Source organism: Massilia sp. R2A-15 (assembly GCF_030704305.1).
GTDB lineage: Bacteria > Pseudomonadota > Gammaproteobacteria > Burkholderiales > Burkholderiaceae_D > JAFCUW01.
On the sequence record NZ_CP131935.1, the window covers coordinates 4,603,963 to 4,616,974 of the forward strand.

Sequence of the window (13,012 nt, forward strand, 5' to 3'; positions counted from 1 at the left end):
TTTCACTCACCTAACCGACACTGCCGAATATGCTGCTCATTCCTGCCATCGACCTGAAAGACGGTCACTGCGTGCGCCTCAAACAGGGCGACATGGAACTCGCCACCGTGTTTTCCGAAGACCCGGCCGACATGGCGCTGCACTGGCTGAAGAAGGGCGCGCGGCGCCTGCACCTGGTGGACCTGAACGGCGCCTTCGCCGGCAAGCCGAAGAACGAATCGGCCATCAAATCGATTTTGAAGGCGGTGCAGGACTTCGCCTATGACAACGAGATCGATGCGATTCCCGTGCAGCTGGGCGGCGGCATCCGCGACCTCGACACCATCGAGCGCTACCTCGACAGCGGCATCAGCTACATCATCGTCGGCACCGCCGCGGTGAAGAACCCCGGCTTCCTGCACGACGCCTGCGGCGCTTTCCCCGGCAGTATCATCGTCGGCCTGGACGCCAAGGATGGCAAGGTCGCCACTGACGGCTGGAGCAAGATGAGCGGCCACGAAGTGATCGACCTGGCCAAGAAGTTCGAAGCCTACGGCGTCGAGTCGATCATCTACACCGACATCGGCCGCGACGGCATGATGGGCGGCGTGAACATCGAGGCGACCGTCAAGCTGGCGCAGTCGGTGCGCATCCCCATCATCGCCTCGGGCGGCGTGCACAACCTGAAGGACGTCGAGGACCTGTGCGCGGTGCAGGACGAGGGTATCGAAGGCGTGATCTGCGGCCGTTCCATCTACGAAGGCACGCTGGACCTCACCTCGGCCCAGGCGCGCGCGGACGAATTGAGCGGAGACGCCGAGGCGTAACCCCATGCTCGCAAAACGCATCATCCCCTGCCTGGACGTGACCGACGGCCGCGTCGTCAAAGGCGTCAACTTCACCGAGCTGCGCGACGCCGGCGACCCGGTGGAAATCGCGCGCCGCTACGACGGCCAGGGCGCCGACGAGATTACCTTCCTCGACATCACCGCGTCCTCCGACGGGCGCGACCTGATCCTGCACATCATCGAAGCGGTGGCCAACACCGTGTTCATCCCGCTCACCGTCGGCGGCGGCGTGCGCAAGGTCGAAGACGTGCGTCGCCTGCTCAACGCGGGCGCCGACAAGGTCAGCATGAACACCTCGGCGGTGACCAATCCCGAGCTGGTGTTCGAAGCGTCGCAGAAGCACGGCTCGCAGTGCATCGTGGTGGCGATCGACGCCAAGCAGGTCGCGCCGGGCAAGTGGGAAGTGTTCACCCACGGCGGGCGCAAGGCCACCGGCCTGGACGCGATCGAGTGGGCGCAGAACATGGAGCGCCTCGGCGCCGGCGAGATCCTGCTGACCAGCATGGACCGCGACGGCACCAAATCCGGTTTCGACCTGGGCCTGACGCGCGGCGTGTCCGATGCGGTGAACATTCCGGTGATCGCCTCGGGCGGCGTGGGCGGCCTGCAGGACCTGGCCGACGGCATCAAGCTGGGGCGCGCCGACGCGGTGCTGGCAGCCAGCATCTTCCATTATGGCCAGCACACGGTCGAAGAAGCCAAGCGCTTCATGGCCGCGCAGGGCATTCCGATGCGCCTGGATTGAGGAACGACGCATGAGCACCATCGCCATCCCCGCCAACAACGCCAAGTGGCTCAAGAAGGTCCGCTGGGACGAACACGGCCTGGTGCCGGTGATCGCCCAGGAAGCGTCCACCGGCGAGGTGCTGATGTTCGCCTGGATGAACCGCGACGCCCTGCACAAGACGGTGGAGCTGGGCGAGGCGGTGTACTGGAGCCGCTCGCGCAAGAAGCTGTGGCACAAGGGCGAGGAGTCCGGCCACGTGCAGAAGGTGCTGGAGATCCGGCTCGACTGCGACGAGGACGTGGTGCTGCTGAAGATCGAGCAGGCCGGCGGCATCGCCTGCCACACCGGGCGCCATTCCTGCTTCTTCCAGAAGTTCGACGGCGACGCCGACAGCGGCGACTGGCAGAGCGCGGAGCCTGTGCTGAAGGATCCGGAAACGATTTATACCAATCCGAAGAACAAAAAATGAGCGACACCCTCAAGCGCCTGGCCGCCGTGATCGAATCGCGCAAGCTGGAAAACGGCGGCGATCCCGCGACCTCGTACGTGTCGCGCCTGTTCTCGAAGGGCGACGACGCGATCCTGAAGAAAATCGGCGAGGAAGCCACCGAGACCGTGATGGCCGCGAAGGACGCGCGCCACGGCGGCGACGCCTCGAAGGTGCTCTACGAGTGCGCCGACCTGTGGTTCCATTCGATGGTGCTGCTGGCCCAGTTCAACCTGACGCCGCAGCAGGTGCTCGACGAGCTGGCGCGCCGCGAAGGCGTGTCCGGCATCGACGAGAAGGCCGCGCGCGCGCCCGACAACTAGCAACAAGGAGCGTATTTTGGACAACTGCCTGTTTTGCAAGATCGCCGCCAAGCAAATCCCCGCGACGGTGGTGTACGAGGACGACGAGCTGCTGGCGTTCAAGGACATCCGCCCGCACGCGCCGGTTCATATCCTGGTGATTCCGAAAATCCACGTCGCGACGCTGTCCGATTGCGACGCCAGCCATACCGAACTGCTGGGCAAGATGCTGGCGCTGGCGCCGCGCCTGGCCAAGGAGCAGGGCTGCGCGGTCACTTGGCAGGATGGCACGCCGGGCGGCGGCTACAAGACCATGATCAATAGCGGTCCGGACGGCGGCCAGGAGGTGTACCATCTGCACCTGCACATGTTCGGAGGCCCGCATCCCTGGCGCGTCGAGCGCTGAGATAGCCGCGCCGATCCGTTTCGCATATACTAACGAAGTAAGTTTCACGAATTTGGGGCGCCAGCGCCTTGCGGAGGATATATGGGTTCATTCAGCGGTTTGCACTTGATTGCCTTGCTGGTCATCGTGATTTTGGTTTTCGGTACCAAGAAGCTCGCCAATATGGGATCGGACATTGGCAAGGCCGTCAAGGGTTTCAAGGACGGCATGAAGGGCGAAGAAGATAAGCCGGGCGTGGTCGTGCCGCCGTCCCAGGTCGCCGACAAGACCACCATCGACGTCGAGACGAAAGAGAAATCCAAGTTCTGATGTTTGCGCCTGCCCCGCGCGGGCGCGAGCATCCTGACTTAGCCCATCCATGATCGACCTTGGACTTTCCAAATTCGCCATTATCGGTGTCGTCGCACTGATCGTCATCGGTCCCGAAAAACTGCCCAAGGTAGCGCGGATGGCCGGGACGCTGTACGGCCGCGCCCAGCGCTATCTGCACGAAGTCAAATCCGAAGTCAGCCGCGAGATCGAGCTCGACGAACTGCGCAACCTGCAACAGGAAGTGTCCGAAGCGGCGCACTCCATCAAGACCGATGTGGAGCAGTCGATCGGCAAGGATCTCGACGACGTGCAGGCATCCTGGCGCGGCCATGTCTCGAGCGACAGCGCGGCGCCTGCCACCATGGCCGACCTCGAGCGCAAGGCGCGCGACTTCCGCCGCAAGAAGCTGGTTCGTAACTCGGCCGTCCCCGGCTGGTACAAACAGCGCCTAGGCGGCAAGAGCCACATCATGTCGGGTGCCGCGCGGGTGAAAAAATTCCGCCCGCGCGTCAATTCCTCCTCTTCATTCTTCTAAATGACCGACCAAGTTCCAGGCGCCGAAACCTTCATCTCCCACCTGATCGAGCTGCGCGACCGATTGGTCAAGGCGGCGGCCGGGATCGCCATTTTCTGCATCGCGCTGATGATCTGGCCCGGACCGGCCGCGATTTACGACTTCATAGCACATCCGATGATCGCCGCGCTGCCGGCCGGCTCGAAGATGATCGCCACCGGCGTGATCGCGCCGTTCATGGTCCCGGTGAAGCTGACGCTGATGCTTGCCATCATCCTTGCGCTGCCGTGGGTGTTCTACCAGGTGTGGGCGTTCATCGCGCCCGGCCTGTACACACACGAAAAACGGCTGGTGCTGCCGCTGGTGATATCGTCCTCGGTGCTGTTCATGTGCGGCGTGGCGTTCTGCTATTTCCTCGTGTTCGGGCGGGTGTTCCATTTCATCGGGGAGTTCGCGCCGACGTCGATCGCGGTCACTCCCGATATCGAAAACTACCTCGACTTCGTGATGTCGATGTGCCTGGCGTTCGGCGGCACCTTCGAGGTGCCGGTGGTGGTGGTGATCCTGGTCCGGATGGGAATCGTCAGCGTCGCCAAGCTGAAAGAAGTGCGTTCCTACGTGATTGTCGGCGCCTTCACCATCGCCGCGATCATCACACCGCCCGACCTGGTCAGCATGCTCGCACTGGCGATCCCGATGTGCCTGCTGTTCGAGCTGGGCCTGTTTGTCGCCCCGATGTTCGTCAAGGCGACCCAGGCCCCCGAAGAGCCGGCCTGAATTACTTGACTGTTCAAGTAATTTAACGCAGCCGCCTACAGCATCGGGGTCTGGTCCTGCGGACCTGACCCCATCTTCGCTTTACGGGCAGTTCCCGATCACGTAATAGCCCGCCGACGTCTGCGCCAGCGTATTCGTGTAGAACACGTTATCCAGCCCCATATTCTGGTTCGAGCCGTTGGCCAGCGCATAGCCGCCGCTGTCGTGCGCGCGTCCCGCCTGCACATGCGCGTAGTTGCTGGCATTGGTCGCCGTGCAGGTGAAGCCCGACGTGGTGGTGCCCGTCACCGCATTCGACAGCGCGCTCTCGCCGCTCGTTCCCACCGTCGATACCTGGAAGTTGTAGCTGGTGCTGGCCGCCAGGCCGCCGGCGGTGTACGAGGTCGCGGTCACCGGCGTTGCCGTGATCTTGCCGCCGTTGCGGTAGACGTTGTAGCCGGTGGCGTTGGCCGCGGCGCTCCAGGACAGCGCGATGGTGCTGGCCGTGGCCGCGCCCACCGCCAGGCCGGCCGGCGGCTGCAGCGCCGGCGCCTGGCCGACCAGGAACTGCGCGATGGTGCAGGCGGCCGAGGTCTGCCCGGTGGCGCTGTCGGTGGCAGTGACGCTGCCGGTGTAGTAGCCGTCGGCCACCGCGTATGCCTTGCTGAAGCTCGCGCCGCTGCCGGCCGCCGCATCGTTCACCGCGGTCGGGCCGGTCAGCACCACTTTGTAGCTGGTGATCGTGCCTGCGCTGTCGGTGCCGGCGCCGGCCACCGTCACGCTGCCGCCATTGACCGTCGCGCTGCACGAATTGACCACCGGCGCCGCGAACGCCGTCACCCGCAGGTTATTCTTGAACCAGAAGTCCATCACGAACGATGGGTAGTTCACGTGCGTCGCATCGACGTAGTTGGCGTTCTGGCCGCCGGCGCCGGCCGGCCATGCGTGCGCCATGCCGGTGACCGTGATCTCCGTGGTGCGCAGCTTGCCGTTGCTGTCCTTGTACGGGATGTTGCTGCCGCCGCCCGGCACGGACGCCGTGGCCTGCTGCGTGAAGGCGCCGCCATACGCGATGCGCATTCCTGCGGCGTCCATCGGTCCGTACGCCTGGGCCACCGTGTAATCGGTCGTGCCCCACACCACGCCGGCGATCTGGGTCGCGAATTTCGGCGAGTTGGCGCCGGCCAGCGCCTTGCAGTTGTTGCCGGCGGTGGTCGCCGTGTAGCCCGAAGGGACGAAGCCGATCTGCGCGGTCGTGGTGCCCGGCGGCGGGCCGGCGTTGATGCCGATGCCGGCGAAAATGTCCGGCGCCATGCAGCCGAGCGCCATCGTCTCGCCGCCGCCCGACGACAGCCCCGCCACGTACACCTGGTTAGGGTCGATCGCGTACTGGCTGTTGGTGACGAAGCGGTTGATCAGCTTGAGCAGCACGGCGTCGTGGCCGGAGCTGCGGTTATGGCTGGTGCTCGCATAGTCCCAGCAGTGGTTGCTGTACACGTTGCCCGTGGCGTTGGGGGCGAGGATCACGGCGCCATACTGGTCGGCCATCGCCTTCCAGTTGAAGCCGCCGTCGCCGTTGTCGATCACATCGCCCAGCGCGGTCTGGGTGCAGCCATGCAGCACCAGCACCAGCGCGCGCTTGGCGGCCAGGGTGGGCTGGGTCGCCGGCCAGTAGAAATAGCCGGTCAGGCTGCCGCCGTTGACGGTATCGGCGTCCCAGGTCTGGCTGGCGCTCCAGGCGCCCGGGCCGGCGGTCACCTGCGCGTGCGCGGGCAGGCAGGAGGCGAAGATCAGCAGGGAGGCGCAGGCGCGCGCGAAGAGTCGTTGGAATGCCATGAGCAGTGTCTCCGTTCTTGTGAGTGGAGCAGGACACCGGCTTTGCGCTCTGCGGCCCTGCATGCGTTGCGCGACAAAGGCAGGGCCGCGACGGAATAATCACGAAATGTAACGTAATGATTCTAGTCGACGAGTTGGGAGAATTCGAGGTGCGTTCGAGCACGCACGCTGTGCGCAATTGCACAGATGGGGCCAGGTGCGCGGGACCGGGCCCCTCCGCGCATCAGGTGCGGGTGCGCGCCGTCAGCAGCAGCGCGACGAGGCTGATCGCGGCGGCGGCGCTCAGGTAGAAGCCGACATAGGTCAGGCCGTAGTTGGTGGCCAGCCAGGTTGCCGCGTACGGCGCCAGCGAGGCGCCCAGGATGCCGGCCAGGTTGAACGTCAGCGAGGCGCCGGTGTAGCGCACCTCCGCCGGGAACAGCTCCGACAGCAGCGTGCCGAGCGGGCCGTAGGTCATGCCCATCAAGCCCAGGCCGATCGCCAGGAAGGCCGCGACCATCACCGTGCTGCCGGAGCCGAACAGCGGCGCCAGCACCAGGCCGAACGCGGCCATCGCCGCCGACACCCAGATCATCGTCTCGCGGCGGCCGTGACGGTCGGCCAGCACCGCCGACAGCGGAATGGTCAGGCCGAAGAACAGCACGGCGAACAGCTGCAGGATCAGGAACTCGGTGCGCGTGAAGCCCAGGTGGCTGGTGCCCCATCCCAGCGTAAACACCGTCATCAGGTAGAACAGCACGAAGGTGGCCATTGCGATGAAGGTGCCCAGCACCAGTTCGCGCGTGTGCTCGCGCAGGACCGTGAGGGCGGGGATCTTGACCCGCTCGTTCCTGGCCAGCACCTCCTTGAACGCCGGGGTCTCGGTCAGCGACAGCCGCACGTACATGCCGACGATGACCAGCAGCGCGCTGGCCAGGAACGGGATGCGCCAGCCGTAGCTGAAGAACTCCGCTTCGGAGAGGGTCTGGGCCAGCAGCAGGAAGGTGCCGCCCGAGAGGAAGAAGCCGAGCGGGGCGCCCAGCTGGGGGAACATGCCGTACCAGGCGCGCTTGCCCGGCGGGGCGTTTTCGGTGGCCAGCAGCACCGCGCCGCCCCACTCGCCGCCCAGCCCCAGGCCCTGGCCGAAGCGGCACAGCGCCAGCAGCGCCGGCGCCAGCGTGCCGATCGTCGCATATGTCGGCAGCATGCCGATGACGACAGTCGACAGGCCCATCGTCAGCAGCGCCGCCACCAGCGTGACCTTGCGGCCGACCCGGTCGCCGAAGTGGCCGAACACCGCCGAACCGATCGGGCGCGCCAGGAAGGCCAGCGCAAAGGTGGCGAGCGACTGCAAGGTGGCGGCCGCCGCATCGCTGGCGGGGAAGAACAGCTTGGGGAAGACGAGCACCGCGGCGGTCGCGTAAATATAGAAGTCGAAGAACTCGATGGTGGTGCCGATCAGGCTCGCGAACAGCACGGTTGCAGCGGAATTGGGCTTGCCAGGGTGGGGCTGGGACATGGAGGCATCCTTGTGGGGCCGGCGCGGAATCGGCCGGTGCCGGACCATTCTAGCAGCGGAGCTGGTCCGGTGCCGGGAGGCTGCCAGCCAGCCGGCCGAAGGGGGCGACGGTGACTGCCGTCACGGGGCGGTGCCGGCGGCCGGCGGCAGTACTTCGGTGACGGGTTCGATCCCCGGCAGCGCTTCGCTGTCCGCCGCCACCGGCGCCAGCACGCAGGGCGCTCCGGCCGGCCTGGCGCCCGCATGCACGGCCCGCAGTGCCTGGCGCCCCAAGCCGGCCCGGACCACCAGGATCGCCACGGCGGCGACAGCGGCGCCGGCGATCATGTCGATCAGGTAGTGGCCGCCGAAGGTGGGCGTCGACAGCAGCATCAGGAGGTTCAGCAGCACCGCCGACGGCAGCACGCGACGCTGGCCGCGGTGCACATACATCAGCAGGATGGCCTGGGTCGTATGGTAGGAAGGCAGCGTCACGATGCCCTTGGTCTCGGAGAAATGGGTGATGCTGCCATCCCGTAGCGCGAGCAGGGTGGCGGCGTGGTCGGCGCGCGCAAGGTCGCTCTGAAAATGCACGAAGGCGCCGATCGCCGGCAGCAGCGCGGAGATGGTGACGGTCATCAGCAGCCCGGCGAGCGCGGTCCACCATAACTCCTGGTTGCCGACGGTTTGGCCGGTGCGCGCAAAGTAGATCAGCGACGCAAGCACCTGCAGCAGGCCGCTGTAGTAGGCCAGCGCCAGGATCCCGTTAAGCGTGGGGGCGGACGCCACGAAGTCATGCCATGCGCGCCACGAAAACCCGAGCGCCGCATCGATCCTTTCGAACTGGTCGTCGAGCAAGGGTCCGCCGACGGATGCAGCCAGGAAGCTCAGTATGTTCAGGACCTGCAGCGTGGCCAGCCACAGCGCGAGGTAGTAGGCGCCGTCGGTCCACCCCTGGCTGCGCCTGGTCAGGTCGCAGAACACGCCGATCGCCGCGACGGGGATGACGGCCAGCGTCAGCCCGCTCGGGCTGAAGTGCAATCCCGCCTGGCCGGACCAGGCGATGCCGACGAGCGCCAGGCCGGCCAGGACCGCGCACGCGCGCAGCGGTAATTGCGGCATGCGCGCGTTCCTTGCTGTGTTCGCCGTCGATAGCATCGTTCCTCCTTCGGTGGTCTCCACGCACGCCGGCGCGACTCATGAAGGATAAGAATTGCGGGTCGTCGGTTATTGACAATTGGCAAAAGCGCGGCCCGCTCGCCATGCTGAAATACAAGTTCACTGTTGCTCCGGGGGGCGGCATGTTCGATTTCCTGACGATGCGCGCCGTGCGCGCCCGCTTGCGGGCCAGCAGCCGGTTCGCGGCGTGGCCGTTCATGCGCGCCTGGTTGCGCGATCCGGCAGCGGTCGGCGCCATCTGTCCCAGTTCGGCGCGGCTGGCGCGGCGGATCGCGCAACAGGTTCACCTCGGCGGCGAGGGCTGGGTGGTGGAGCTGGGAGCCGGCACCGGCGTCATCACCGCGGCGCTGCTGCGCCATGGCGTGCCGGCGGACCGGCTGGTCATCGTCGAGCGTTCGCCCGGGCTGGTGCGCCATTTGCGCGCGCGCTTTCCCCAGCTGCGTGTGATTCTGGGCGACGCGGAAGAGGGCTGCGCGCTAATCAACGGGGAGTCGGTCGCGGCGGTGATATCGGGCCTGCCCCTGCGTTCGCTGCCAGCGGGCCAGGTCGCGCGCATTACCCAGGTGTGGAGCACGGCGCCGGGGCAGCAACTGCGGGTCATCCAGTTTACGTATGCGCTGCGCGGCTCGTCGGCGTGGGGCGCCGCCGGGCTCACCCGCACCGGCGCGGGATGGGTGTGGGGCAACCTGCCGCCAGCGCGGGTCGACGTGTTCACCCGCCCCGGCGCAACGGCGCCGGAGGGGCATCGGCGCACAGCCTAGTGCGCGCGGGGGTGCTTACATATTGCGGCGATACTGCCCGCCCACCTCGAACAGCGCGGTGGTGATCTGGCCCAGCGAGCACACGCGCACCGCATCCATCAGCTTCTCGAACACGTTGGCGTTGTCGATCGCCGCCTGCTGCAGGGCCGCCAGCGCTTGCGGCGCTTCGGCTGCATGGCGCTGATGGAACTCGTCCAGGCGCGTCAGCTGCGACTGCTTCTCGTCGTCGGTCGAACGCGCCAGCTCGATCTTCTGCGGCGCGCTGCCTTCCGTCTTCGGATTGCGGAAGGTGTTCACGCCGATGATCGGCAGGGTGCCGTCGTGCTTCTGGTGCTCGTACAGCATCGACTCTTCCTGGATCTTGCCGCGCTGGTAGCCGGTCTCCATCGCGCCCAGCACGCCGCCGCGCTCGGCGATGCGCTCGAACTCCTGCAGCACGGCTTCCTCGACCAGGTCGGTCAGTTCTTCCATGATGAACGAGCCCTGGTTCGGGTTCTCGTTCTTGGCCAGGCCCCACTCGCGGTTGATGATCAGCTGGATCGCCAGTGCGCGGCGCACCGATTCGTCGGTCGGCGTGGTGATCGCCTCGTCGTAGGCGTTGGTGTGCAGCGAGTTGCAGTTGTCGTAGATTGCGATCAAGGCCTGCAGCGTGGTGCGGATGTCGTTGAAGTCGATCTCCTGCGCGTGCAGCGAGCGCCCCGACGTCTGCACGTGGTACTTGAGCTTCTGGCTGCGGTCGTTGGCGCCGTACTTGTCGCGCATCGCCACTGCCCACAGGCGGCGCGCCACGCGGCCCAGCACCGTGTACTCGGGGTCCATGCCGTTACTGAAGAAGAACGACAGGTTCGGCGCGAAGTCGTCGATGTGCATGCCGCGCGCAAGGTAGGCTTCGACGAACGTGAAGCCGTTCGACAGCGTGAACGCCAGCTGCGAGATCGGGTTCGCGCCCGCTTCGGCGATGTGGTAGCCCGAGATCGACACCGAGTAGAAGTTTCGCACCTGGTGATGCACGAAGTACTCCTGGATGTCGCCCATGACCTTGAGCGAAAACTCGGTCGAGAAGATGCAGGTGTTCTGGCCCTGGTCTTCCTTCAGGATGTCGGCCTGCACCGTGCCGCGCACGTTGGCCAGCACCCACTCGCGGATCTTGGCCGCTTCGTCGGCGGTCGGCTGGCGGCCGTTATCGGCCACGAACTTGTCGACCTGCTGGTCGATCGCGGTATTCATGAACATCGCCAGGATCGTCGGCGCGGGGCCGTTGATGGTCATCGACACGGAGGTGCTCGGGCTGCACAGGTTGAAGCCGTCGTACAGCACCTTCATGTCGTCCAGCGTGGCGATCGACACGCCCGAGTTGCCGACCTTGCCGTAGATGTCGGGCCGCAGCGCCGGATCGGCGCCGTACAAGGTGACCGAGTCGAACGCGGTCGACAGGCGCTTTGCGTCCATGCCGGTCGAGACCAGCTTGAAGCGGCGGTTGGTGCGGAAGGCGTCGCCTTCGCCGGCGAACATGCGGGTCGGGTCTTCGTTCTCGCGCTTGAAGGCGAACACGCCGGCGGTGAACGGGAACGAGCCGGGCACATTTTCCAGCATCAGGAATTTGAGCACTTCGCCGTGATCTTCATACTTCGGCAGCGCGACCTTGCGGATGGTCGTGCCGGACAGGGTCTTTTGCACCAATTTGGTGCGAATTTCCTTGTCGCGGATCTTGACGACGTAATCGTCGCCGGCATACGCGGCCTGCATGTCGGGCCACATGGCCAGCAGCTTGCGCGCGCCGGCATCCATCGCCGCATCGCGCTCGGTGATCAGGTCGTCGAAGTCGGTCGCCTTGTTGGCGGCGGCCAGCATGCGCTTGGCCTCCGACAGCTGCTGGCGCTCGCGCGCGAGCAGCACCTGCTTGCGGGTGTGCTTGTGGTAGCCGCGCACGGTGTCGGCGATTTCGGCGAGGTAGCGCGCGCGGGCCGGCGGCACGATCACGTTCTTGCCGCTGGAGTGCTTCTGGGCGACCTGCGGCAGCTTGGATGGCTGGACCTGCAGGCCTTTTTCGGCCAGCTTCGGCAGCACGCCCTGGTACAGCGCGGTGACGCCGTCGTCGTTGAAGCGCGACGCCTGGGTGCCGAACACCGGCATCTGGTCCGGTGCGACGCTCCACAGCTCGCGGTTGCGCTGGTACTGCTTGGCGACGTCGCGCAGCGCATCCTGCGCGCCCTTGCGGTCGAACTTGTTGATCGCGATGAAGTCGGCGAAATCGAGCATGTCGATCTTTTCCAGCTGCGAGGCGGCGCCGAATTCCGGCGTCATCACATACATCGACAGGTCCACGTGTGGCACGATAGCCGCGTCGCCCTGGCCGATGCCGGAGGTCTCGACGATCACCAGGTCGAAGCCGGCCACCTTGCAGGCCGCGATCACGTCCGGCAGCGCGTGCGAGATCTCCGAGCCGGCTTCGCGCGTGGCGAGCGAGCGCATGAACACGCGCGCCTGGCCGTTCCATGGATTGATCGCGTTCATGCGGATGCGGTCGCCGAGCAGCGCGCCGCCCGATTTGCGGCGCGACGGGTCGATCGAGATGATCGCGATGTTGACGGTGTCGCCCTGGTCGAGGCGGATGCGGCGCACCAGTTCATCGGTCAGCGACGACTTGCCGGCGCCGCCGGTGCCGGTGATGCCCAGGGTCGGCACTTTGCGTGCGGCGGCGGCTTCGGTGATTTGCGCGCGCAGTTCCGGCGCGGCCTTGCCGTTTTCCAGCGCGGTGATCAGCTGGGCCAGAGGGCGGTGGCGGTCGGCGATGGCGCCGGTTTGCAGCGGCTCGAGCGAAGTCGGGGAGTATTCGGTCAGGTCGATGTCGCAGGCCTGGATCATCGACTGGATCATCCCGACGAGGCCCATGCGCTGGCCGTCTTCCGGGCTGAAGATCTTGGTCACGCCGTATGCGTGCAGGTCAGCGATTTCCTCGGGGACGATCACGCCGCCGCCGCCGCCGAACACCTTGATGTGGGCGCCGCCGCGTTCGCGCAGCAGGTCGATCATGTACTTGAAGTATTCGACGTGGCCGCCCTGGTAGGACGAGATCGCGATGCCCTGGACGTCTTCGGCCAGCGCCGCGGTGACGACTTCATCGACCGAGCGGTTGTGGCCGAGGTGGACCACTTCGACGCCGTTCGACTGCAGGATGCGGCGCATGATGTTGATCGAGGCGTCGTGGCCGTCGAACAGCGAGGCGGCGGTGACGAAACGGACCTTGTTGGCCAGTTTCGGATGTTCAGCAACGTTCAGTTTGGCGGCGGAAGTGTTGTCGTTCATGTTGATCCTTGGTGATCTTGTACGTTATATGACGTTTACGTTAACGTCAAGCAGCGGTCGTTCCTGCGGAGGCAGGAACCCATGCTGAAGCTGATCATCCTCAGTATAGGTTCCTGCCAAGG

At 65.9% G+C, this 13,012-nt stretch carries 13 protein-coding genes; 9 read left to right on the forward strand and 4 right to left on the reverse strand.

Going from position 1 to position 13,012, the window contains the following annotated elements; all coding sequences use genetic code 11:
• Positions 1-29: 29 nt before the first annotated feature.
• From hisA to tatC, 8 genes are all read left to right on the forward strand, one after another.
• Positions 30-806, forward strand: a complete 777-nt coding sequence (gene hisA, locus Q4S45_RS21240) for a 1-(5-phosphoribosyl)-5-[(5-phosphoribosylamino)methylideneamino]imidazole-4-carboxamide isomerase (protein WP_305507387.1) — start codon at positions 30-32, stop codon at positions 804-806.
• A gap of 4 nt (positions 807-810) precedes the next feature.
• Positions 811-1,572 (forward strand): imidazole glycerol phosphate synthase subunit HisF, encoded by a 762-nt coding sequence (gene hisF, locus Q4S45_RS21245; protein ID WP_305507388.1) that lies wholly within the window; start codon positions 811-813, stop codon positions 1,570-1,572.
• 10 nt (positions 1,573-1,582) lie between these two features.
• Positions 1,583-2,023: a phosphoribosyl-AMP cyclohydrolase gene (hisI, locus tag Q4S45_RS21250; protein WP_305507389.1), complete on the forward strand. Its 441-nt coding sequence runs from the start codon at positions 1,583-1,585 to the stop codon at positions 2,021-2,023.
• Entirely contained in the window at positions 2,020-2,364 is a 345-nt protein-coding gene (locus tag Q4S45_RS21255; RefSeq protein ID WP_305507390.1) for a phosphoribosyl-ATP diphosphatase, read from the forward strand. Before hisI ends, Q4S45_RS21255 begins: the two co-directional genes overlap by 4 nt.
• 16 nt (positions 2,365-2,380) lie before the next feature.
• Positions 2,381-2,749 carry a histidine triad nucleotide-binding protein gene (locus Q4S45_RS21260; RefSeq protein WP_305507391.1) on the forward strand — a complete coding sequence of 123 codons (369 nt, stop codon included), beginning with the start codon at positions 2,381-2,383 and terminating at the stop codon, positions 2,747-2,749.
• 81 nt (positions 2,750-2,830) lie between these two features.
• Positions 2,831-3,058, forward strand: coding sequence for a Sec-independent protein translocase subunit TatA (gene tatA / locus Q4S45_RS21265; protein WP_305507392.1), 228 nt, complete (start codon positions 2,831-2,833; stop codon positions 3,056-3,058).
• A gap of 49 nt (positions 3,059-3,107) precedes the next feature.
• The gene (gene tatB, locus Q4S45_RS21270) at positions 3,108-3,596 is read left to right on the forward strand and encodes a Sec-independent protein translocase protein TatB (protein ID WP_305507393.1); all 489 of its coding nucleotides are present in this window, start codon (positions 3,108-3,110) and stop codon (positions 3,594-3,596) included.
• Positions 3,597-4,352 carry a twin-arginine translocase subunit TatC gene (gene tatC, locus Q4S45_RS21275; protein ID WP_305507394.1) on the forward strand — a complete coding sequence of 252 codons (756 nt, stop codon included), beginning with the start codon at positions 3,597-3,599 and terminating at the stop codon, positions 4,350-4,352.
• An 81-nt stretch (positions 4,353-4,433) separates the two neighbouring features.
• On the opposite strand, the gene Q4S45_RS21280 is transcribed toward tatC, so the two are convergent.
• The 3 genes from Q4S45_RS21280 to Q4S45_RS21290 all read right to left on the reverse strand — a co-directional run bounded on the left by Q4S45_RS21280 (position 4,434) and on the right by Q4S45_RS21290 (position 8,766).
• Positions 4,434-6,167, reverse strand: a complete 1,734-nt coding sequence (locus tag Q4S45_RS21280) for a PHB depolymerase family esterase (RefSeq protein WP_305507395.1) — start codon at positions 6,165-6,167, stop codon at positions 4,434-4,436.
• Between the two features lie 223 nt (positions 6,168-6,390).
• Positions 6,391-7,665, reverse strand: coding sequence for an MFS transporter (locus tag Q4S45_RS21285; protein ID WP_305507396.1), 1,275 nt, complete (start codon positions 7,663-7,665; stop codon positions 6,391-6,393).
• A gap of 120 nt (positions 7,666-7,785) precedes the next feature.
• A complete protein-coding gene (locus tag Q4S45_RS21290; protein ID WP_305507397.1) occupies positions 7,786-8,766 on the reverse strand; it encodes a phosphatase PAP2 family protein in 981 nt (326 codons plus the stop codon).
• Between the two features lie 77 nt (positions 8,767-8,843).
• On the opposite strand from Q4S45_RS21290, the gene Q4S45_RS21295 reads away from it, so the two are divergent.
• Entirely contained in the window at positions 8,844-9,584 is a 741-nt protein-coding gene (locus Q4S45_RS21295) for a class I SAM-dependent methyltransferase (protein ID WP_305507398.1), read from the forward strand.
• Positions 9,585-9,599: 15 nt separating this feature from the next.
• On the opposite strand, the gene icmF is transcribed toward Q4S45_RS21295, so the two are convergent.
• Positions 9,600-12,890: a fused isobutyryl-CoA mutase/GTPase IcmF gene (gene icmF / locus Q4S45_RS21300; protein ID WP_305507399.1), complete on the reverse strand. Its 3,291-nt coding sequence runs from the start codon at positions 12,888-12,890 to the stop codon at positions 9,600-9,602.
• Positions 12,891-13,012: the final 122 nt, after the last annotated feature.